The sequence below is a fragment of the Niastella sp. OAS944 genome (assembly GCA_024809215.1).
GTDB lineage: Bacteria > Bacteroidota > Bacteroidia > Chitinophagales > Chitinophagaceae > Niastella.
Window position 1 is genome coordinate 2,068,946 of sequence record JANUBW010000001.1, and the last position, 23,415, is coordinate 2,092,360.

Consider the following 23,415-nt stretch of genomic DNA (forward strand, 5'->3'; position numbering starts at 1 on the left):
AAAACAAGGAATGGATAAAGTTTCGAGAGGGTGTGTTACATTTTGGTGCTAAAATTTGATGGTCGATGGTAGGTATTTCGCAATCAGGTCCTCATAATAAGGGCGCAATTGCTTCCAATCGGGTGGTGTAGGACATTTTGAATACAGGTCGTAGGGATTGAATAATTTAACCCATTTCAACATTTCACGATCGTGGTCATCTAACAGGTGGTCATATGCGCCTTCGCGATGCCAGGCATAAAACGAGTGATAGCGCAGCATATATAAACCAGACTCGGGCAAATGATCTTTCAGCATCTGATATACATACTCATCGTGGCCCCATGACATACTCACATTCCGTAATCCACAATTTTGCTTATACACCCCTAATTTAGTGTTATAAGCCTCGTTGTTGTAATCAGGATTGTTCTTAAAAAATTCGGGATAAACAATTTTGTCGGAATAAGCGCAGCCAACAGGGAAGGTATCACCTACAACAGCCCATTGTGGCTCACCAAACAAACAAAGTACCTTGCCCATATCGTGCATTAAACCGGTAAGCACCATCCAGTCGGGGTGACCGTCGGCACGAATGGCTTCAGACGCTTGTAACAGGTGTTGAAACTGGTCAAGATCTGTATCGGGATCACTATCATCAACCAGCTGGTTCAGGAAATTAAAAGCATCCCAAACCGACATTTCTTTACGGTTGAACTGTAAAAAATCTTTTCTTTTTTCCTGAACGAAATCATACGTTTGGTAAGTATGGTTCAAACGGTAGAATTCGCGAACAGTATCGCGGCCAGGTTCTTCGTAATTACGGTATTCTTCTTTTGCTTTTTCTTTTGCTATTGTATCGGGATCGGGATAACGTTGCAGAACATCATCTTCCCATTCGTCTAAACTGCCAAGGGGGTTTATTTCTTTCTCGGAGAACTTACCAGGAGCTGCCATTGCAATCGTTTTTAAATATATTAAACTGGTTGGTTGGTGTCGAATCCGAAACTAAGTTCTAATTTTTTGCTAAAGATTGTTAGCGGTGATTTAACTTTATTTACGAAAACGGTTGCGAGAAAATGCAGCAAATTGCAAGATAAAATAGTCTGTAATACAACCATTTAAGGCTTTAAATACCCAATGAGCAAAGTAAACATAAAGGTTTTAGCAGAGCAGTTGCAACTGTCCGTTTCAACCATTTCAAAAGCATTGCGCGACAGTTACGAGATCAGTGATGAAACCAAAAAGAAGGTATTGGAGCTGGCTTCACAGCTTAATTATGTACCTAATCCCTATGCAAGCAGTCTGCGTAAAAAGAAAAGCAAGACCATTGCAGTGGTACTGCCCGAAGTAGCAGATAACTTTTTCTCCCTGGCCATTAACGGTATTCAATCAATAGCCGAAACCAAAGGCTATCACGTACTTATCTATTTATCGCACGAAAAATACGCCAACGAAAAAACCATTCTTGAAGATTGTCAAAGCGGCCGGGTAGATGGGGTTTTGATCTCCATTTCCAGTGAAACCAATACGGCCGATCATATAAAGAGATTACAGGCCCAGAATATTCCCCTTGTATTTTTCGACCGGGAACAGGAAGGCATTGAAACCGCAAGGGTTACCACCAACGATTTTGAGTGCGGGCTGCTTGCCGCCAATCATTTATTACAGCGGGGATGCCGCAAACCGGCCTTTGTTTCTATTTCGCAAAGCCTGCCCATTTGTTTAAACAGGATGGAAGGATTTAAGGCGGCGCTTTTGCAAGCCGGTATACCCGAAATGGATATACAAACCATTTATTGCACTGATGATGACAGCATGAACCATCAAATAAAAACCATTTTGCAAAGCCCTGACCGGCCCGATGGCCTGATAGCTTCGGTTGAAAAGATAGTTACCCCGGTTTACCTTGCCTGTCATGAATTGAAGATCAATATTCCCAATGATATTAAGGTAATAGCGTTTGCCACCCTCGATACAGCGCCTATATTGAATCCCCCACTCACCACTATTACCCAACCCGCCTTTGAAATTGGCAAAGCGGCGGCCACGCTGTTGTTTAAGGGGATAGAGAAGAGTACGTTTGATTTGCGGAAAGAGAAGGTAGTTATACCGAGTGCTTTATTTGAAAGAGAGTCTACCAGGGGGTTGACGAGTTAACGAGGAGTTTAAAAGGTTCGCCAACCCATTTATAACTCGTTACAAATCAATCTTATTTTGTTTTAGCACTAAAAAAACTGTTACAAAAAAAGAAGATTGTTTATCAAAAGTAGAAGGTAGCGTGTAACTACAAGATCCTGGCATGTAATTCCAAAGGTATTTCATGTAATAGAAAGCCCCTGGCGTTTAATTTTTTGCGTGTTCCGTTACACAAACCGGTGAACTTTCTAAACGGAACCCTTTAGCTTTTACAAAACCAATTCTACTTTTATCATAACTATTTCTTGTTTTTATACGCAAACCTGTTTTTTTTACATTCCTTATCCTCCTTTTGTAATGCCCGATTCGTTTTTTGATACGCTCACCTCTGGTTTTCAAATTATTTGACCTTCTTTTTCAACTAAACCGTTATAATTACTATAAACTGTATCACGTCTTAACCTGTCAACCAGTTAACTCGTCAACTCGTGGCCGGATGCCCCGAAACCGTATTCGTAACTTTTTAGCCTAAATTATGATTGCGATCATAACTATGAAATGAAAGAAATATATTGTGCATGCAAACCATCACACACAACTAACGATTGCTCATGCGTTTAGAACTTGCCGATTACCTGATCATACTTGTTTATTTCATTTTTGTCATTGGCGTTGGTTTTCTTATAAAAAAGAAAATTAAATCAAGTAATGACTTCCTCACCAGCAGCCGCAGTATCCCATTGTGGATCACCAGCCTTGCATTTATCTCCGCCAACCTGGGCGCCCAGGAAGTGATTGGAATGGTTGCCTCCGGCGCCAAATACGGTATTATGACCGTACACTTTTATTGGGTAGGTGCCATTTTCGCCATGGTGTTCCTTGGTGTGTTTATGATGCCCTTCTATTATGGTAGCCGCGCCCGTAGCGTACCGGAATACCTTTCGCTACGTTTTGATGAAAAGACCAGGGGCTTAAACGCTATCTCTTTTGCGGTTATGACGGTTTTTTCGTCGGGCATATCATTATATGCGCTGGCTAAACTGATGGAAACCATTCTGCATTGGGATTTCGATATCTCCATTTGGGTATCGGCGGGTATAGTAATGGTTTATACCTTTCTTGGCGGACTCACCAGCGCTGTATATAATGAAGTATTACAATTCTTTTTAATTGTATTGGGTCTTTCGCCCCTGGTAATAATTTCGTTGCACGATGCCGGTGGGTGGGACAATATAAAAGCATTGTTACAACCCGAAATGACGCATGCCTGGAAATACATGGGCAATGCCAATGACAACCCCATGGGTTTACATTTTATGTCGCTGATCTTTGGGTTGGGTTTTGTAATGTCATTCGGTTACTGGTGTACCGATTTCCTGGTAGTACAGCGAGCCATGATTGCCCGCAATATGGGCGATGCACAACGCACACCTATTATTGCAGCCATTCCTAAAATGGCCATGCCCCTTATTGTAGTGCTGCCGGGCTTAATAGCTATTACTTTAATGCAACCTGCCCTGTTATCAAAAGGCTATCGTATTCCAACAACCGCCAGCGGTGAACTGGATTATACCATGACGTTACCATCGATGATCGCGCACTACTACCCTACCGGTATTTTGGGTGTGGGCATTACGGCACTCATTGCTTCGTTTATGAGTGGTATGGCGGGCAACGTTACTGCATTTAACTCAGTATTTACTTTCGATATATACCAATCATATTTTGTAAAGAACAAAAGCGACCGGCATTATCTGTTGGTGGGTAAAGGCATTACGGTAGTGGGTATCCTTATTTCCATTGCTACTGCTTACATAGCTAAAAGCTTTAACAACATCAACGACTTTTTACAACTGGTGTTTGGTTTTGTGAACGGTCCGTTGTTTGCCACCTTCCTGTTAGGGATGTTTTGGAAACGTACAACCGGGCATGGCGCATTTTGGGGATTGGTGGCCGGAACCGCAGCCGCAGCCGCTACACATGGCCTTACCGTTGCCGAAGGCAAGGGTGGCTGGATAACAGAATTTTATACCATCAAAAGCGGTATGGGTCAGGCGTTTATAGTGGCCGGTGTTTCGTGGATCTTCAATTTCTTTACAACCATCATTGTGAGCCTTTGCACCAAACCCAAGCCCGATGAGGAATTAAAAGGTTTAGTATATTCGTTAACAGAAAAACCCAAGTTCCACGAACAAAAATGGTACCTGCGGGTAGTGCCGCTGGGTTTGGTACTGTTAGCGATCACTATATTATTAAACATATTATTTTTCTAACTAACAATTGCTTCCATGTACAAAAAATTAAACGATCTGCAATTTGTCATTGGCCTGTTCTTTTCGGTAGTATCTGTGATCTTATTGCTTAATGTAATGCTGGGTACCAATGTAGCAACAAAGCTGAACACCCTTACCGGATCAGGATTCCTGGTGTTTGGTCTATTGATGATGTTTATAAGAAGCCGGAAGTAAGAAGTCGGAAGTCGGAAGAGTCTGTATTTGGGACCTCCGACTTCTGACCTCAGACTCCAGATCTCAAACCTCAGACCTCGCCTTAATACACATACTCCGGTGGTTCAATACCGTGGGTGCGTAAGTACAGCACGGCCTGCCCGCGATGATGGGTAATATGATCGAGGGTCGCATATGCACCATACGTCGAATTTTCATCGAGCGTTTTTTCTTTAACAGTCTTCTGCAACGAAGCAAATGCCTTTATAAGGTAAGCTAATACTTCCTGCCTGCTTTTTTTAACTGGTGGTGGCGCCCATTCGGTTTTATTGCCGGTAATGTAGTTATCCTGCCACCAATGAATGCCATAGGCTATATGGTGCAACAGTTCACCAAAATCCCACCCGGCGCCCGCTGGTTTGTAATGATAGTCTTTGTCGGGCATGGCTTCGGCAACCTGTAATGTGTACTTCCTTGAATTTTCAATGGTTGATAATAATTGATCTTTCATAACGCTGTATTTTTCAACAAAGCTATACAGCCGTTTTTCGGGACACTTAAGGAAAATTGCTATTCTTATTTTATTTCATCGATGGTGTAATGCATGCCATCCTGTAATGCGGGAAGCGCTTTCCAGTTCAATGCTTTTGACTGAATGGTCCAGTGTGCCTTATTCCCAAAGCTCAATTGCAAATCGCCTTCCTTTGCATTATAATTATAGGTAACGGAAATTTTATTGTTTTCATAATCCGTGATCGTCATTTGCTTGGCACCTTCATTTATTTCAAAAAAGTAATCAACCATAGTTTCATCTTCTTTTTGAAAAATAATATAATCGTTCCGGTGTATAAAAAAACGCCTGTACGGAAAATCATTTCTATTTAACGAGTCGTTGTTAACGGTAAAATGTTCTATCTGGTAAGCACCGTGTAAAAGCGGACGTTGTGTATTGTCATCATTAAAGTTACGGGTAGAAATGGCTGGGGTAAGAACAAGGCCAACTATCACAGCACATAAACCTGCATGAACCCGTTTATTAACAGGAATGTCATTATGTACTGAAGCTGGTAATTGCACCGCCTTGTGTTGAATAAAAAAAACATAGGTGGTTTTTAAAACAGCATAAAGATTGAAGAACACTACCATTAAAAGAAAGGAAGTGAATAGTTTCACCGAAATATCGAAGCTTATGTTTATTAAAAGAATGTTTATTGAAACTATCAGGGCCAGAAAAAATCCGGCAATCCTGGTGCGTTTAAAAAGTATTAAGGCACCAGCCAGTACTTCTATTGCACCTGTTACAATAGAGTAAATGTGCGAAGTGCCCATGGTACTCCAGAACAAAGTGTCCCTGGTTAAACTTCCAAAATTGCTATAAAGTATATTAGGTTCGGGCAAATAAAACTGACGTTTAAATATTTTATCAAACCCATATTTTAAAAAAACGATAGCAACATAATACGCAGATAACAATTTGAAGAGCGGAATGATGCGCTCAGTGCTGAGCCTGAAAAACTGTAACCCTACAACCAACAGCAACGAAATGATCAATAGCAGGCCTAATAAAATATTCAGGCCGATTGTATCGGAAGAAAATTCAATATTCTTTATTGCATTAGGGAAAAACTGATTTTGGATAAAAGCTACCGGAGAATAGAAAATGAACTTTGTGATCTGGTATTGGAAATCAAATTCCAAAAATGTTAATGGAATAAACAGAAAACCTAAAAGAGAAAAAACTGCAAAGGATCTTTTAAAGTAATTGACCATTAGGGCGGGTTAATGCATAAGACTGTTATTTTTTAGGAACGCTGTTAGCCTGTTTAAATTTATTGCCAAAACCAATGATCTGTATATTATCTAACATAGCCCTATGATATTTTTTATGTAACGCCTCTTTTAACATTTGCATATTGGTTGCAGCAAAAAATTCACTGGCGTTGGCATTGGTAAGAGTATCGCGTTGAGGGCCTTTTGCCGAACCATAGAACTTTCTTGATACAATGATCCTGTTTTTTGACTCTTTAATAACCGAATCAACTTTTTCCCTTTCAACAATACCAAAATTTGAGTTACCGATATCAAAAAGGTCCTTCTCAACAGCCGTACGAAAATTTGCATTGCTACCTGAATGACTTCTGAAGGCAATCAATTTTGTTTGCGCATAACCGGCCACAGAAAAAAGGCAGGCCGCTATACAGATAAGGATCTTCATAATATTGTTTTGTAACAAGATACCCCAAATAAAGGGAGGATCATAGCGGTTTTGGGTGAAAAGCTTTGTTAAAAGCGATACATATTGTTGTTATAACCAATACATGTATATTATCTTTTTATTTATATAATTTCGCCACTATGCAAACGACAGGCATTGAGGCTTATGATGGCCTTTGAAATGTGCGTTGCTATTTGTACAAGAAGATCTATTCGTCTATAAGGATAACAACTTTTCCATGCATATAAAAAACATCTTTCTCGTAGCCCCCTAAAGTTCTGTAACCCAATGGGATATTTTCGCATATATAAATATTACAAAAATCCGGCAGACTCTGGATATTGCTGCCGGTAAGCACCCGGCGGGCACTTATACTTAAACTTAAATGCTGCCGTAAAATGCTCAACGCTATTGAATCCCGATGAAAAGGCAATGTCGGCAACGGGTTGGGCGGTGTTGCGTAATAACAGTTCCGCATTCTTCAGGCGAAGCGTTAGCAGGAACTGATGGGGCGATTCGGCGGTAAACGTTTTGAACAGGCGGCTGAAATGGAACGGACTTACATAACAATATTCGGCCAATTGCATCAGTGAAATATCATCGGTGAAATGATCGGTGAGATACTCCTTTGCCCGCTCAATGGTTACCAGGTGGTTTTGTTTTAACCGGGTATTGATGCGATGATCGGGTTTATAATCGGTAATGTTAGCCAGTACCTTTTCTATCACCTCCATTACCAGGTTGTCTAGCTGTAGTTTGCTGCCCGTATTGGTGAGTATTAGTTTTATTATATGAAAGTGCAGGAACTCTGTTTCGGCATTTGTTTTTATCAGCGTTGAATGCCAGTCGTTATCGGTAAAGAAAGGAATGCGCCCGTAATGCTCCAGCAACTTATTAAAAAACGCCTCCTTAAATTCAAAGATGGTGCACTCATCGGGCACGGTATGTGTATGAGTTACCGTGCGTTCGTAACCGGGTTTGGTTACTAATACGCAACCGTTATAAGAATCGAGTGAGCGGCGGAATACATTGAACAGAAAATTGCCTTTTCGCACAAAGCTGATGCAGAATGTTGTGTTGTATTCGGGTTTTGATGTGCGGCAATCTACACACCGGCACCTGAAATCCATTACACGATAAAAATCTGACTCATATAATGTGTGGATATCGGCTTCCATTGTTTAAAATTACAAATTTCAGCCCGATCAAACGTCATATTTGCTTCGCATAAGTCGATATTAGCCTTCCCGAAATCAATCCTGGCCTGATCATAAGCAATATTTGCGGCCCACTTTCAAATGACGGTCATCAAAAACCAAACTGGTTATCAGAATTCATTTTTTACGTGTAGCAATTTCAATATTCTGAAATTTGAAACTATATTAAGCTGATAATAATTCATATTTCCCTTATCGAATTTAATATCAGTCTGATCAAACATCATATCTGCCTCGCATAAATCAATATTAGCCTCTCCGAATTCAATATTGGCTTGATCATAAACAATGTTTCCCTTTAAAATTCAAATGATGGTCATCAAAATCCAAATTATGGTCATCAAAATTCATCTATTACGTATAGCATTTTAATATTGGGGAAATAATAAACGATGGAAGGGAAATAAAAATCAATATTACCTAGCCGAACGCAATATTTAGGTTTCAATAAACAATATTGGGGTAACAAGAAACAATATCTGGCTGATCTTAAATAATATTAGGGTAATATAAAATTTGATTCAGCGATCTTTGAACGCGATCACCACCCAATATTAACAAATCACGCTATTTCACCGGTTTTAGCCCTGCAGCCTGCAACCTTCCAACAATAAATGCGCCCAATTCCCTACCCTGTTGCTGCCCGTTTTCAATGGCATCGCGATAATGAATACCACCGTACAGTCGCGAAACAGCGGCTTCGGCCGCCGCCTGCCTGAATGAAGTAAAGGTGCGGGCGGGAATCTCAAACATTTCTTCTGTATTATCGGTGTACGTGAATTTATCGCCAAACAAATACGTTAGCACTTCCGACACAGCTGTAGATATCACACTATGCCCACTGGTGTATTCGGGAAAAGGCGGCGTTTGCAACAAGGGCTGCCACTTGATGTTGATATACCGGTTGATATACGTTTCGGGCCTTATGCGATTCGAACGGAACTTTTCATCCCAGCAACTAATAAATGCATCATGAATGGTAATACCTGTCAGCATTTGCGCTGTTATCGATGCATTAAAACTCAATTGCGCCTGTTGCGCAGCAATACCGGCAATGTTCATCCAATGCCCGCCCGGACTGATCTTTTTAAACCCTATTGACATATGCCCTGCCGTGGACACCACAAACGGATTGCAATCCCAAAACGAAGCAATATTCAATTGTTCCGGTGTTGGTTTTATTGACACATCGTATACCTCTTTGGCCAATTTGTAAAAATTACTGGTGCTGTCTTTACTAAATGCAACCGGTGGTTTTGGTGGGAATTGATTGCAGCTGTCGATCACCAATGGCCGCACGGTTTTCCAATTGGGCTCTACCGCTTCCATATAAGCCGGCGGGGTTGGGTACCAATAACCATCGCCTTTTACCGGTGTATACCGCAGCTGCGCACTCAATTTGCCATACCGGTCGGCCTTTGCATATTCAACAATGCGGGCTGCCATATAGTTAGCCACAGCAATAGAACTATCGAGCAAAGGGCGGGTGATTTTTGCTTTTAGTTGTTCGGCAATGAACTGCTCTTCTTCTTCCTGTAACCTGTATCCCGAAGGCAGCATTAACCGCCCTGTTTCCATAATACAATAAACAGCCGCAATGCGTGCATCATAACTACTTCGTTTGGTAACAATCGCCGGCCGCTTATATTGCTTTAATAAACGATCTAATGTAGTAAGTGTGGTATCGTGTTGTGAAACGATCTCATACGCACCCAACATACAATAGGCATAGTAGCGGGCAGCTGCCGGTGGGTTCACCACATCGTGCATCATTATCTTTGATAAAGAAAAAACAGCCGGTTGCAAATAACGGGTAAATGCCGCTTCTCCTTTTTGCACTACTCTTTTCTTTGTAGCTGTTGTTTGCGCCATGGCCCCATGAACGTTGAAGAACAAAACAAACAGAAAAAGCCAAAATACACCGGCGCCTGCTTCCAGACGCCGGGTTGACATATCAAACAAACGAAGAGACTCTTTATACATATTACTGTACTTTATAAAATTCCATGGCGGCATTGCAAATACCCGCTATAATAAATTTTGTGTTATTGATCTTTATATCCACTGCAGCTTTTACATCGCCTTTTATGTTCAAACCAGACACAGGCTGGGTTACATAATTAAACCCACCCCTACCATCGCCGGCCAGCAAACAACCATAGCTGGCATCTATACAACCGATCTTTAAACGATTATCGGAGTGATTACCCAATAGCAACAGATCTTTTTTACCATCGCCATTATAATCGCCGGAAAGAATATTAGTGACCACAGAAAACTGTGCCTGCATGGGCAGGTCTACCGGCTGCATTTTGCCATTGTGGTTTAAAAAAGCAAGGGTACGGGGCTCCGTTACAGTTAACCGATGGGCCTTTACCAATTCCTCCTGTGAAAAAATATCTTTCATGGTTACTACAGAGTAAGACGCATAGGAAGTAAAGCGTTTGCGCATCGGGTATATCTGTTCGTTCAATTCATCGCGGCTAACAAAGGGATAACTTACCCCCTGAACATAAAAATTAAAAAAGGGATCAACAGACCCGTTGCTGTCGAAATCGGCATACACCAGTTCTCCCGGCTCTTTTTCCGATATTTTTATACAGGTGTTCAAACCCAGGTTTCCGGCAACAAGATCGTCGTTACCATCGCCATCAATATCGGTTACATGCAGTGTAAACCAAAAGCCATTGGTTGTATTGTTGAAATAGGCACCTGTTTTATCAACGAAACCATTTACTGTGTTCATAAACACCGTCAACGGCATAAACTCGCCGCAAAGCACCAGGTCTTTACGACCGTCTTTATCGAGGTCGGCCCATTGGGCATCGGTTACCATACCAATTTGTGCAAACGGAACTGTTGCCGCCGTAAATTTTCCTTTACCATCATTCACCAGTAAAAAAGAAGCAGGCGCTAAAGGATAGTAGCCGGGTATCACCCGGCCACCAACAAAGAGATCGGGATCGCCATCGCCATCGTAGTCGCAGGGCCGAACACACGATTTACTGTTGGCACTTACATTTGGCAATGCATCAACAGCTAATTTGAATTGTCCGCGGCCATCATTCAGGTATAATTCATCCTGCAAACAACGGGCGCCGGGTTCATACAAAGCATAGCCGCCTTTGGCAATATACAGGTCCTGATCGCCATCACCATCCGCATCAAAAAAAGCAGCCGCTGAAATAGAAGAAGCATTCTCATCTCCTATATTAAGATTGGGCTCTTCATAAAACTGCCCCTTTCCATTCTGAATATAAATTTTACCGGGCTTGTTCTTATCACCGCTTACAAACAGGTCTTCAAACCCATCTTTATTCACATCGCCTTTTGCTATTACCGGGCCTGTTTTTGAATACATGAACAACATCAGCAACTGGCGTTTGAAATCATTTTCACTTACGTCGGTATGTTTATAGGTAAACAACTTATCGGCAAGGGTAAACATGGTCTTTGCATATACCGGGTCCCTTTCAAAAAACGGAGTTGCCGGCTGTTCATAATCGACAGTAACATCTTTATTGGTTGCTACATTGGTGAGCAGTTTTGTTGTTCTATCGGGCCATACTATTTTTACCGAATCGATGGTGGCAGCACTATCAACCCCAAAATGCAACCGGGTGGTAACGCAGGAAAGATAGCCCCGAGCCGGGTTCACCTCTGCATACTGAACTGTTTTATTTTGGTACAAATACACTTTGGCGCCAATGGCAAACCAGTTTGGCTTTTTGTAATGAAGTGTAAAGGAAAGATAGCCGGCCTTTGCGCTTTCTCTTGCAGTATTCCTGTACACAAACGCATTCTCATTGATATTATTTATCACAAGGTCAAGGTCACCATCGTTATCCAGATCTGCATATACTGCTCCCGATGAAACGGCCGGTTTATCCATTCCCCATTGTTTTTGCTGGTTGGAAAAGGTACAATTGTGATTATTCCTGAAAATATAATTGGGTAAAGTTGTTGAGGGCATAACGCGTATAAGGTCCATCAGCAAAACGGGTTCGCGGTCCATCGCTTTCTTCACTTTATAGTCGCCCCAATACCGCAGAAAATCTTTGTTGGTATAATCGCGCAAATAACCGTTTGTGATGAACAGGTCTTTGTAACCATCGTTGTCATAGTCGGCAAACAGGGGGCACCAGCTCCAGTCGGTGTTTGAGACGCCGGCCAATTGACCAATCTCGCTAAAAGTGAGCGACTCGCCCTTACCACCATTATTCAGCTGTAGCATATTACGCATATACTGCGGATTTAGTCCCTGGTTGATCATAAGGGCAAATGATTCGTAGTTCTCCTGAAGCTGTAACAGTTTCTGCCGCCGGTTGTCTTCGGGCAGCATATCGAGCGTAATGATATCTGGCAGGGCGTCGTTATTAAAATCGGCAATATCAACACCCATTGAAAACTGCGATAAATACCGCAGGCTTTTATCGGCCTTATTGCTAAAGGTGCCGTTGCCATTGTTGAAGTACATGTAATCGGGCTCATTGTAATCGTTGGTCACATATACATCCTGCCAGCCATCTTTATTAATATCGGCAATGGCAATGCCCAGTCCGAACGTCAATGGATTTTGTCTGATGCCTGCTTTCGCCGACACATCAACAAAATGATCGCCCTGGTTCTCGTACATTTTGTTACCGGCCAGTTCATCTACTTCATCGCGGTACCGGGCCAGTTCCATATTATCGATCTTTTTTGTACTATGGTTCAGTAAGAACATGTCCAGATCGCCATCGTTGTCGTAATCGAAAAAAGCGGCCTGGGTGCTATAGCTTTTATCATCTATGCCCCAGGCGGCCGCTTCTTCCTTGAATTTGCCATTGCCCTGATTAATGAACAATTGGTTCCGTCGCATGTCATCGTTCACCTTCCCTGAATAACATACATAAATATCGGGCAGGCCATCACCATTTACATCGGCCATGGTAACACCGGTCTTCCAACCGCCGGGCCTGCCTGCCATTTCCCTGCAGGCCTCTTTGGTGATATCTTTAAACTGCAACCGGCCGGTATTCAAATACAATTTGTTCTCGCCCATATTCGACACAAGAAAAATATCTTCAAGCCCATCGTTATTGATATCCCCTACCGCTATCCCGCCGCCATTATAGAAATATTCATACGCCAGCACATTCAGGTTCTCCGTTTCATTAATACGGTTAATAAATTGAATGTTGGTTTGTTTTGGCGATAACAGTTCGAATAAGGGCGTTTGCGCCATGGCGTTGATGGTAATGAAACATAATAGTGTGGTATGGATGACAATTCTTCTCATGAAGATTCGTATTAAATAAATAGCGGAATACGGGCTGAAGAATACGAAGTACGATGTAAGAAGTAGGATGTAAGAAGAGCTTGAATAATAAAGCTAATAATTAATAGCCTTTTGTATTTTCTTACTTCCTACATCCTACTTCTGCAGCAATTAAAGAAAATCTTTTTACTTATGAATTTATCAACTTGTGAACTAATTAACCCCAACCTATTTATCCCACCAAACTCTTCCGGTCCAGCTGTCTGAACCTGTTGATACGCCGGTGAGTCCGGTAGCATAATTTGCTGCATTGGCACTGGCTTCCGTTGTAGGATACATTTGTCTTCTGGGTATATCAGTGGCAAACTGGCCGGTAAATGCTACCTTATTCAAAACGGGGAAGCCTGAGCGCCTCCAGTTGTTCCAGGACTCCGTCCAGTTAAACAAAGAGCCTGTAGCCAGCCAATACTGAGTGTTTATCAGTTCAAGTTCCTTTCCGGGTGTAAGAACCTGTGCCATTGCATATGTGGTGGCATTAGCAACAACGCCGGTTGAGGCATTGAAAGTGGCCAATGATTTCATGGCTGCTTCAATACCGCGTTGATAATATGTTTGCGCTGTTGTAGTACCAACATTCCATCCTCTGAATTTCGCTTCAGCCAGCATTAAGGCCACCTCGCCATAAGTTAAAATAAAAACAGGGCCATTGAGGTCGTAATACAAAGCGCTTCTGGGCCGCGAATATTTAGCGAGGATCGATGCTACCGACTTACCCGGTCCTACTGCACCGGGATAGTCGGGATGCTTACCTATAAAGAACGCACTTGATTCAGTGGTAACATAACCGTTTGGCAAACCAACCTGATCGGATGGATTTGTATTCGACGTTTTAGGCGTAACGGCAATATTAACGGCTGCAAGCGTATCCACTATTTCCGAAATAACGGGAAGCCTGGGGTCATTTGTGGTTCTTAAATAGTCAATGAACGGCTTACCCCAGCGGATGTATTCAATATCATTTGTGAGCGTTATAACACGCGGGTTCTCGCTGCCATGGCCGGTGCTGTTTTCACTTTTAATATAAGCATCATCATCAGTGCTTGTAAATACGCCACCGGCAAAAGCTTTTTCGGCCCAGGTTTTTGCCATGGCGGCATCTACCTTGGTTAACCGCATAGCCATGCGCAGCATAAGCGAGTATCCTAATTTTTTCCATTTTGAAACGTTGCCGTTATATATCAAATCAGCCTGAGGTCCGCTTTTCGATGCATCAAATTTGGCCAAAGCGCTTTCCAGTTCGGCCAGCAACCCTGCATATACATCCTGTTGCTTGTCGTAGGCAGGAGAAAGAATACCGAGCGACTTTCCATCAAATCCCTGCAATGCCTTTGAATAGGGAATATCGCCATAGATATCGGTTATGTAGTGCAGCGAAAGCACTTTCATTACCGTAGCAGCGCCTACCAGGTTTACCTTATCTGCATCGGCAGCATGCTTTTGTATAATAGCATTTGCATAACCCGCAGCACGATAACAATCGTTCCAGGCCCTTCCTGAATAATCACTTGTATTGGCCGATTCTACATATTTGTCCATGTTGGATAAATAACCTGTTGAAGCCGCCGCAGCAATTTGTACCCAACCGGCCTGAAACAGCCAGCTGCCTTCGTAACCGGTAATAGCACCCCGGTATTCATTCTGGCTGCCCGATAAAAAATATTCAGCATTGAAATTATTCGGTATCTGTTGGTTGGGGTCTGTATTCGTTTCTTCAAAATTTTTGGTACACTGCACTAACAACATACTTGCAGCAACCATCCATACTATTATTTTAATACGCATCCTTCTAAATTTAATCAGTTAATAAATCAGAAATTAACTTTAAGATTCACACCATATGAACGTGTTGGCGGCAGATTGCGGCCTTCTATACCATAATATTGAATGGTAGAACCGAACGACTCTTCGGGGTCCACATTATCGGCGTCTTTATAAAGGATCAGTAAATTTCTTGCTGTAAGTGATAGTTGTATTCCTTTTATAACTTTGGTTTTTTGCAGCATTTCACCCGGTACATTATAAGATAATGCCACCTGACGCAATTTGATGAAATCGCCATCAAGTACATGCACTTTCGTAATACGGGAAGACACAGCCTGCCAGTAATCCTCTGCAGACACGTTCTTTGTATTTTTGGTTCCGGTTGCAGTAATGCCGTCTACCACTATTCCACCTTCACGTCCCAAAAGCGTTTCTTTGCTTAGCCCATTGCTAAGCCCATTACGATGGGTTGTTGAAATGAGCTTGTTGCCGAAATTGTAATCTATTAGGAAAGAGAAATTGAAGTTTTTTGCAAATAAGAACTCATTATTCCATCCGCCATAGAAATCGGGCAGTACACTGCCTAAAGGCACTAATTTACCGCCGTTCACAGGTAAACCCGATTCGTCCACAACGATACTTCCGGAAACAGAATCTCTTTTATAATCATAACCCATTATCTGCGGCCCCTGATAACCTACCACATAGGCAGTGATCAGGTTGCCGAGTGTTTCGCGGGCCTGGCCCAGGTTGATATTGCTTTTATCGGGTGTTGTTTTAACAACTTTATTTTTCAACTTGGTTAAGTTAACCGATGACTTCCAGTTGAAATTGGCGTTGCTTACAATTGTACCACTTACAAGTACCTCAATACCGCTGTTTTTGGTAGAACCGGTTCCTACGAAACCACTGCCAAAACCGGTTGAACGGCTTAACGTGGCACCCATGATCTCGTTCTTTGTTTTCTTGGTGAACCAGGCAAGATCGAGGTTCAGTTTTCCGCTTAAGAGACGCAACTCGGTACCCACTTCAAATTCGTTCACTACAAATGGCTCCAACAATCCATTGGGAAGCTCCAGGTTGTATTGACCCAATGGGAGGCCGTTGAAATTGTTGGTTTGTAGTGAATAATAGATCTGCGTTCTGTATGCCTGTGTTAACTCATTGCTGGTAGAAGCATAAGAAGCGCGCAGTTTACCATATTGTATAGCAGGAATGTTTGCGACATCGGAAAAGATAAATCCGGCAGTTACAGCAGGAACAAAAACGGTGTTTTTATCGGTTGGTAAAGTAGAATAAGCATCCAAACGGCCCGTAGTTCCAATTGTAAGATATCCTTTATAAGTAGCGTCTACGCTGTAGTAGGCCGAATGAACCTCAGTTTCCCAGAACCTGTTTTCAGCAAATTTATTGTAGAGGTTACTATAGCTATAGAAGTCCTTTTGAATAAAGGGACCACCCCACAGATGCAGTATGGAAAATTCATTTTTGCGCAGGTTGGCACCTATCACAGCATTCAGTTCAAGCTCCGAGAATTTGTGACTTGCGCCTATTATTCCATCTAAATTAAGCTCATGTTGTTCCGATTTATCGAGGTTTTGTAAATAACCGCTGGCAAATACACCGTTTTGGGTAGTATTGCGGTAACCTGTTCCCCATGGTTCAATCTTAAATGCATTGTCGGCTATTCTATCGTAACCCACCCGAGCCTGTGCATACAGCCCTTTTGTAAAATTATATTTGAGCGACAATGACGAGATCAATCTTCTGCGTGAAAGGTCATTCTTCAACTTGTTTACCACAAACCACGGGTTCTGTGAGAAAATGCCCCCTACAATCGCCTCCTGGCCTGTAACCAGATCGTAACCGGGCGCCAGAGTGGCCTGGTCGATATTCGTTGCAAGGAACCGCAGATTGTTTACATTCATCGGAGCATCACTCAGGTAAGTTACATTGAGGTTCTGCTGATCGATATAATTTACAAACACCTGTGTAGAAAGTTTATCAGTAATATTCTGGTCGGCATTTAAAGAAAATGAATATCGTTTCAATCCGCTGTTTTTCACAATACCGTGGTTATCGAGGCGGGTTAATCCTAAACGGAAACTTCCGGACTCAGTGCTTTTAGTGAGCGATACTGAATTGGTAAATGTTGTGCCTGTTTCATAAAACTTCTGTATGTTATTTTTTACGGCCACATAAGGATACATTTTACCATCGTAACCAATAACGGTGGTGCCATCTAATTTAGAACCCCAGCTTGAATAAGCCGTTTCAATGGCATCGGTTTGCGTACCCGGCTTGGCGCCTTCGGTACCCTGGCCATACACATACTGAAATTCGGTAAGGTTCATGGCTTTTTCCAACATCAGATTGCCATTATACTCTACTCCGAAATCCTTTCTGCCTTTTTTACCTGCTTTGGTAGTGATCATTATAACGCCGTTGGTAGCTCTTGAACCATATAAAGCCGAAGCAGCCTGGCCTTTGAGCACGGTAAGAGATTCAATATCGTCGGGATTTATATTATTGATACCATCGCCGTTGTCCGATCCGCCCCATTCACCAGAAAATCCACGCTGCGTATTGTCGATGGGAATACCATTAATTACATAGAGCGGAGAGCCCGGATTGTTCATACTGGGCAATCCCCTTAAAAGGAGCTTGGCTGTTCCACCGGGGCCGCTGTTGGTTCCTCTTACACTTAATCCGGCAACCTGACCTTCGAGCGAGTTGGCCACATTTGTTTCCCTTGCCTTATTGAACAAGCCGGCATCTACTGTGGTAACGGAATATCCTACCTTCTTAGACTCTTTCGAAATGCCGAGCGCAGTAACAACCACTTCACCCAACTCCTGGGTAGATTGTTCAAGTGTAACATTTACGGTACTTTCATCAGCACCTACATCAATAGTTTGAGTAGCAAACCCTACACTTGAAGTAACGAGTTGGATCTTACCGGTTGGCGCCTGTAAGTTGAATGCGCCATTAATATCAGTAACAGTTTCAACGGTTTTCCCTTTTACTTTAATTGTTACGGCGGGAATACCAGTACCGGCTTTGTCTTTTACAACCCCTGATATTTGACGGGTTTGCGCCAGTACTACTGAATGCAGTAATAACAATGCAATTAGCAGGCGAACATGTCTCATTTAGCAATTGGTTTTATGATGAATAAATAACTCCCATAAGAAACCGGTTACATATTGACATAGCAGAGCCAGGCAGTCATTTTTCAGACTGCTACACGTTTCTAATTACTCCCAAATGGTGTTTAAACCCTTCTCAGGTACAGGGTCAGTGAAAGTGTTGAGTTATCTATTGTTAGTCGTGGCTATACCGCGTTATCATAAGGATATGATAATAGAGATGCTTACTAATAAGTGTGTGCAGACACCGTTTTGTAATGAAAGATTTAACAACTCTTTTTTAAGAGGCAACTAAAAGCAGGAAATTGATGCAGACAAATTAAATTTTTTTTCTGTATTACCTTATTACGGCAATTGCAACCACGCCAGGTTGAACCTATAATATAAATTACTGCTTACAAGGTGTATTACATTATCTGGCGATTGCGTTGCTGCCAGGTACCCTTTTGGCTCAGCATGGGTTGCGTCCATTTTGAAAAGGCCCGTCCAGGCGCCACCATTGAGCTGCCTGATAGAACCATCGGTCAATAATTTCTTTACCGGCCAGGTTTTGCCTTCATCATAGGAAAGGGCGGCATACATGCCATAGCCTTTAAATACTTCGCCATTGGCGCCTGTGAAATCCATTCCTTCTACAGTTGATTTTCCGGGGCAGTGGGTGAAAGAGATCAACAACAACGGCCCTTCATTAAGGCGGCGTAATACAAGTCGTTGTCCGCTACTGATGGGTGGAAATTGTGAAGGAGCGTATTGCCAGGTTGCACCAAAATCATTAGAAATACTTACCGGCATTCTTTCGCCAATTACGCTATCAATTTTAATGTTATCATTACGGCCCAACGCCAGCAAACGGCCATCCTTTAATTGCACCGCACTGGCATGAATACCCGCAATCAGTCCACCTGTTGCGCCATTTTTATATTCGGGTGTAGCAGGCAGCGTATATGGTGTTGACCAGTGTGCTCCTTTATCTTTACTAACATGCATAGCCGTTCCACCGCGTGAGCTTGGATCGGCATCACATAACTGTACCAGCCAACCTTCTTTGCTAACAAACGACCCGGCAATTACCTGGTGCCGTTTGGCATGTTCAGGTGCAATCAATACCGGGTTCGACCAGGTAGTACCGTTATTAGCACTGGTTCGCATTATCATGGCCAGGTTCTGCCAATCGCCTGCAGCTTCCAGTCCGTTTATATGATACAGTGTTCCTTTTTGATCGTATAATAAAGAAGTACCGGTAGTATTTCTATCGGGCACGCAGAAGAACATAGAAGCGGTGTCCCATTTCTTATTACCCGCACGTAGGCGGCTTGCCAGTATCACCATTTCGCGGCCACTCTCGGCATTGGTGCTGAACCAGGCAGCCAGCAGATCGCCATTAGGGCACCACGTTATGGCGGGGCAATGGTTATGTTTATAGAAAGGGATGCCTGAAGTGCTATCGGGTTTTACTACATATACCACGGGAACATCAAAGAACGGCTCTGTTATTTTATTCCAGCTAAATTTTTGTTGTGATACCTGCATGGTGTTCGCAGGTGATAATTCGGCACCAATAGCTGTTGTTTTAGGCAGGGCCCCCTGCACTATTCTAAAGCCAGTAAGCCACTGCTTGTCGTTCGGCAACATACCCTGCCGGTTAGCCGAGCGCAGGTAACGCACGGGTGTATTATGGCTTCCACCTCTTACAACACGGCTCACCCCTGTTTGCCGCCCAACAGGATCGGTTTGCGCACCAGCCACATAAGCACCATACCAGTCGTAGCAGTATTCCTCTACATTGCCATGCATATCGTATAAACCCCAGGCATTAGGTGCAGTTTGCGCCACCGGTAATGAAACCGGTACCGGAGTACGATTGGTATGTTGTAATTTTTGATATTCCGCAGGTAATTCGTTTCCTGTATTATAATCGGTAGTGGTGCCGGCGCGGCAGGCATACTCCCACTCGGCCTCTGTAGGCAGGCGGTATATTTTCCCTTCTTTTTTCGATAACCAGGCGCAAAAAGCGACAGCCTCTTCATAGCTTACAAACACAACTGCTTCATCGTCTTTTAAAGAAAACCCATTTTTACCACGCAACTTGTTGTGCCCGGGGTCAAATGCTTCGTATTGTTTATTGGTGATCTCGGTGGCCGACATTTTGAAGCTCGTGGAAATTGTAACATCATGCACCGGGCTTTCATCGGCATCCTCCTTTCCCCGGTTCGATCCCATAACAAACGTTCCCGCCTTTACATCAACCAACTGTACCCCAATGGAATTCTTTTGTTGAGCAATGCTTTGTAAACCAGTTTGGGTCAGAAAAAAACCTATGAGCGCGAGCCGGCGATAATTCATACCTGGAAGATGCTTTATTTTAGGGAAAGGTTGTAAAATAACAAATATCTCTATAAATAGAAAAGGTGGGCCATTTGAACGACCCACCTTACATGCGTTTATCCGGTTCCGGTTATTGCACTTTTATCTCCTGCATCCGCACATTCCAGCCTTCAACCATAATTAAAGGTTCGGCAGAAGATCCATAATCAATAATGACCTTTTTTTCGCCGCCCGGCAATATAGAGAAATAGTTGTCATCGTAAAACACTGGTAATATCCGCTCTTTTGTTTTGGCATCTACCAGGGTTATGCGGTTGAAAAAAGCTATGGGGTTAATTGGATAGTTTGTTAACGTAACTTCAATTTTACCTTTTTCCAACTGCCTGGCTTTTGTCATCAATGGTGATGGTGGTAAACCAAACAAACCGGTATAGTTACCTAACTCGTCGGGCAACCAATATACATTCTCACTAACTACCTCTTTCTTTTCGTTATGTAATTGCAATGACACTAATACGCCGTGTGCCTTCGACCGCTCGGCGATCAGTTCTTTTATCGATAAAATGCGTTTTGTTGAGGAAGGTTCTATATAAGTGAACACCTGGGTTACAAAACTGTCTTTACCACTCATATCATACATCTTCACTGACAGCATCAGGTTTTGTTGTTGTTCAAATGTATTGTTCACAATAGTTACCATGCCATCGGTTGGGTTGCACATTACATGCACCGGTTCGCTGCCCTTGCGCAAACCAAACAAACAGGCGTTGGGATCGAGGTAATAATCATACATCTGCCCACGCATGGCCGTCCACGGATTTTGTGTTTTCCAAATAATGAAACCGGTATACCAATCCCACATATGATTGCTGAACCCTTCGGCCAAAGCCCGGTATTGATCATAATTCACCAGCTGCGCTTTTCTTGTCCAGTCGGCTATATCATATATCTTACCAAACAGGTCAACGTATTGTTCGTAGCTAATGTATTTATGATACTCCCAAACCGAGTCTACCGTTTTTTCATAATACTGCGGAAACTGCATATTGGCCGGTGGAATGAACCGTTGTAATGAAACATAATCGCCCACACCTACCGATCCTACTTCTGAATTAAAGGGATAGGTACGGTGTTCCCAAAAATGTTTCGGGTCCTGAATACCGTAGGGGCCATCGCCATTTCCACCCAATGAATTATACGACATATCGTCGCTGTTTGAATAATCAACAAACCAGCGGGTACTATCGAGCTTGGGAAGAATAGAATCCTTCATGGACCTCAGAATATCATCGGGCGGCGTTATTTCATTACCACCACACCAAATGGCCAGCGAAGGATGGTTACGTACCATTTTAACCTGGTCAACTACTGAATTCAGGAACAACGCATGATCATTGGGATATTTTCTGCGTGTCCACTGGTCCTCCGATTTTTTAGGATCAACCCAACGGCCATTACAATCGCCCGACATCCAAAAGTCCTGCATCACCAGCAGTCCATAGCGGTCGCAGGCGTTGAAGAACTCAGGCCGTTCGAGTAATGCCCCACCCCATACGCGAATAAGGTTCAGGTTCATATCGCGATGGTAGCGGATCTCGGCATCGTACCGTTTATCTGAAAGGCGCAACATAGCATCGGAGATGATCCAGTTACCGCCTTTTATGAATATTTTTTGTCCGTTCACCGCAATCTGTTTACTGCGGCTGGTGGCATTCCAACTTGTTTGAATTTCACGAACACCGGTTGTTACCGTTTCTTCATCAGATACAGTTCCATTTTCAACAAATTGAAATTTTACGGTATACAAATTTTGTGGTCCATAGCCGCTGGGCCACCACAACCTGGGATTGTTAAGCTGATACGCCGGCAGGTTCACTTCTTTTACTTCACCAGGTTCAAGCGAAACGTTTTGTTTAACCGTTTGCCCATCTATAAGATATTGCAGCACGCCTTCTTTCTTTTTATCGGTAGCGTTCTGCAGTTCGGCGCTGGCCAGTATTTGTGCAGGTTGCTGTTCGCCTTCTACTTTACGAATACCGGGCACATGCGTTACTATATGCGGGTTCTTTACATTTACCGAACCTGTTTTTTCAATATATACTTTATCCCAAATGCCGGTATTACGATCACGTATAGGTTGAATCCAGTCCCACCCTGCTACATATTGATGCGATACGTTGCGGGCAATAGTACCATCGCCTCCCTGGCCGCCATTGGGATTACCAACCGGGTCAATGGGATATATGATCACTGCCAGGCGATTGGCGCCATTGCTGTTCAGCAAACGCGTAATGTTATAGTTCTGGCGAAGGAACATTCCATAGTGACGTTTGGCATTTACTTTTTTTCCATTGAGGAAAATATCGCAACTGTAGTTAACACCCCTGAATTGCAGCCATACCTGTTCATTGCCTTGCGGGGCTTTTTCAGTAAAGTCTTTTACAAACCAGTAAGTATAATGATCGCGGCCGGTTGTATAAATATCAGGGATCTTTTCATTGTTCATGCCGTAAAATGGATCGGGTACTTTCTTATTATCGAGTAAAGAAGTAAGCACCGTACCGGGTACAGTAGCGGGCATCCAGCTTTTTACAGGATACGACGATACTGAAATTTTTTCGCCGGTTGTTTTTACCGATCCCATGCCAGCACATACCCAACCACTGTTTAGTTCGTACCGGTTCTGGCTTATCGCTGCCTGGGTTGCTAACAGGAATATTAAAGTTATTTTTTTCATTTATCGTTTCTTATGATGTTCTGTCCTATCGTGAAACGGCAAACGTGAAACGTGAAAGGTTCGCGAATTTTTAGATTAATATGCGACCTTGCGCCGCCCGAAACTTATTGCCGATTGCCGATTGCC

The 23,415-nt window shown here is 42.9% G+C and carries 14 protein-coding genes; 3 read left to right on the top strand and 11 right to left on the bottom strand.

Annotated elements, in window-relative coordinates; genetic code table 11:
* Positions 1–48 precede the first annotated feature (48 nt).
* Positions 49–936, bottom strand: a complete 888-nt coding sequence (locus tag GGD38_RS07985; RefSeq protein WP_375298536.1) for an inositol oxygenase family protein — start codon at positions 934–936, stop codon at positions 49–51.
* A gap of 183 nt (positions 937–1,119) precedes the next feature.
* On the opposite strand from GGD38_RS07985, the gene GGD38_RS07990 reads away from it, so the two are divergent.
* The 3 genes from GGD38_RS07990 to GGD38_RS08000 all read left to right on the top strand — a co-directional run bounded on the left by GGD38_RS07990 (position 1,120) and on the right by GGD38_RS08000 (position 4,586).
* Complete coding sequence (locus GGD38_RS07990) at positions 1,120–2,139, top strand: LacI family DNA-binding transcriptional regulator (RefSeq protein WP_375298535.1); 1,020 nt, start codon at positions 1,120–1,122, stop codon at positions 2,137–2,139.
* 590 nt (positions 2,140–2,729) lie between these two features.
* Positions 2,730–4,391, top strand: a complete 1,662-nt coding sequence (locus GGD38_RS07995; RefSeq protein ID WP_375298534.1) for a sodium:solute symporter family protein — start codon at positions 2,730–2,732, stop codon at positions 4,389–4,391.
* Positions 4,392–4,406: 15 nt separating this feature from the next.
* Positions 4,407–4,586: a hypothetical protein gene (locus GGD38_RS08000; protein ID WP_375298533.1), complete on the top strand. Its 180-nt coding sequence runs from the start codon at positions 4,407–4,409 to the stop codon at positions 4,584–4,586.
* An 82-nt stretch (positions 4,587–4,668) separates the two neighbouring features.
* On the opposite strand, the gene GGD38_RS08005 is transcribed toward GGD38_RS08000, so the two are convergent.
* The 10 genes from GGD38_RS08005 to GGD38_RS08050 all read right to left on the bottom strand — a co-directional run bounded on the left by GGD38_RS08005 (position 4,669) and on the right by GGD38_RS08050 (position 23,289).
* On the bottom strand, positions 4,669–5,076 hold the full coding sequence (locus tag GGD38_RS08005) for a DinB family protein (protein WP_375298532.1): 408 nt from the start codon (positions 5,074–5,076) through the stop codon (positions 4,669–4,671).
* A 65-nt stretch (positions 5,077–5,141) separates the two neighbouring features.
* On the bottom strand, positions 5,142–6,263 hold the full coding sequence (locus GGD38_RS08010; RefSeq protein ID WP_375298531.1) for a hypothetical protein: 1,122 nt from the start codon (positions 6,261–6,263) through the stop codon (positions 5,142–5,144).
* A gap of 97 nt (positions 6,264–6,360) precedes the next feature.
* Positions 6,361–6,780 (bottom strand): hypothetical protein, encoded by a 420-nt coding sequence (locus tag GGD38_RS08015; protein WP_375298530.1) that lies wholly within the window; start codon positions 6,778–6,780, stop codon positions 6,361–6,363.
* A gap of 314 nt (positions 6,781–7,094) precedes the next feature.
* Positions 7,095–7,958: a helix-turn-helix domain-containing protein gene (locus GGD38_RS08020; RefSeq protein ID WP_375298529.1), complete on the bottom strand. Its 864-nt coding sequence runs from the start codon at positions 7,956–7,958 to the stop codon at positions 7,095–7,097.
* 606 nt (positions 7,959–8,564) lie between these two features.
* Positions 8,565–9,980 (bottom strand): vanadium-dependent haloperoxidase, encoded by a 1,416-nt coding sequence (locus GGD38_RS08025; RefSeq protein WP_375298528.1) that lies wholly within the window; start codon positions 9,978–9,980, stop codon positions 8,565–8,567.
* 1 nt (position 9,981) lies between these two features.
* Positions 9,982–13,278, bottom strand: coding sequence for a VCBS repeat-containing protein (locus GGD38_RS08030; protein ID WP_375298527.1), 3,297 nt, complete (start codon positions 13,276–13,278; stop codon positions 9,982–9,984).
* A 207-nt stretch (positions 13,279–13,485) separates the two neighbouring features.
* Positions 13,486–15,099, bottom strand: coding sequence for a SusD/RagB family nutrient-binding outer membrane lipoprotein (locus GGD38_RS08035; RefSeq protein WP_375298526.1), 1,614 nt, complete (start codon positions 15,097–15,099; stop codon positions 13,486–13,488).
* A 26-nt stretch (positions 15,100–15,125) separates the two neighbouring features.
* Entirely contained in the window at positions 15,126–18,230 is a 3,105-nt protein-coding gene (locus tag GGD38_RS08040) for a SusC/RagA family TonB-linked outer membrane protein (RefSeq protein WP_375298525.1), read from the bottom strand.
* 342 nt (positions 18,231–18,572) lie between these two features.
* Complete coding sequence (locus tag GGD38_RS08045; protein ID WP_375303786.1) at positions 18,573–20,570, bottom strand: SUMF1/EgtB/PvdO family nonheme iron enzyme; 1,998 nt, start codon at positions 20,568–20,570, stop codon at positions 18,573–18,575.
* Positions 20,571–20,682: 112 nt separating this feature from the next.
* Positions 20,683–23,289 (bottom strand): glycoside hydrolase family 2 TIM barrel-domain containing protein, encoded by a 2,607-nt coding sequence (locus GGD38_RS08050; protein WP_375298522.1) that lies wholly within the window; start codon positions 23,287–23,289, stop codon positions 20,683–20,685.
* Positions 23,290–23,415: the final 126 nt, after the last annotated feature.

What these genes read in the sequence shown, in the direction of transcription:
- GGD38_RS07985 (WP_375298536.1), bottom strand. Translation starts at nt 936, where the DNA reads ATGGCAGCTCCTGGTAAGTTCTCCGAGAAAGAAATAAACCCCCTTGGC.
- GGD38_RS07990 (WP_375298535.1), top strand. Translation starts at nt 1,120, where the DNA reads ATGAGCAAAGTAAACATAAAGGTTTTAGCAGAGCAGTTGCAACTGTCC.
- GGD38_RS07995 (WP_375298534.1), top strand. Translation starts at nt 2,730, where the DNA reads ATGCGTTTAGAACTTGCCGATTACCTGATCATACTTGTTTATTTCATT.
- GGD38_RS08000 (WP_375298533.1), top strand. Translation starts at nt 4,407, where the DNA reads ATGTACAAAAAATTAAACGATCTGCAATTTGTCATTGGCCTGTTCTTT.
- GGD38_RS08005 (WP_375298532.1), bottom strand. Translation starts at nt 5,076, where the DNA reads ATGAAAGATCAATTATTATCAACCATTGAAAATTCAAGGAAGTACACA.
- GGD38_RS08015 (WP_375298530.1), bottom strand. Translation starts at nt 6,780, where the DNA reads ATGAAGATCCTTATCTGTATAGCGGCCTGCCTTTTTTCTGTGGCCGGT.
- GGD38_RS08020 (WP_375298529.1), bottom strand. Translation starts at nt 7,958, where the DNA reads ATGGAAGCCGATATCCACACATTATATGAGTCAGATTTTTATCGTGTA.
- GGD38_RS08025 (WP_375298528.1), bottom strand. Translation starts at nt 9,980, where the DNA reads ATGTATAAAGAGTCTCTTCGTTTGTTTGATATGTCAACCCGGCGTCTG.
- GGD38_RS08030 (WP_375298527.1), bottom strand. Translation starts at nt 13,278, where the DNA reads ATGAGAAGAATTGTCATCCATACCACACTATTATGTTTCATTACCATC.
- GGD38_RS08035 (WP_375298526.1), bottom strand. Translation starts at nt 15,099, where the DNA reads ATGCGTATTAAAATAATAGTATGGATGGTTGCTGCAAGTATGTTGTTA.
- GGD38_RS08040 (WP_375298525.1), bottom strand. Translation starts at nt 18,230, where the DNA reads ATGAGACATGTTCGCCTGCTAATTGCATTGTTATTACTGCATTCAGTA.
- GGD38_RS08045 (WP_375303786.1), bottom strand. Translation starts at nt 20,570, where the DNA reads ATGAATTATCGCCGGCTCGCGCTCATAGGTTTTTTTCTGACCCAAACT.
- GGD38_RS08050 (WP_375298522.1), bottom strand. Translation starts at nt 23,289, where the DNA reads ATGAAAAAAATAACTTTAATATTCCTGTTAGCAACCCAGGCAGCGATA.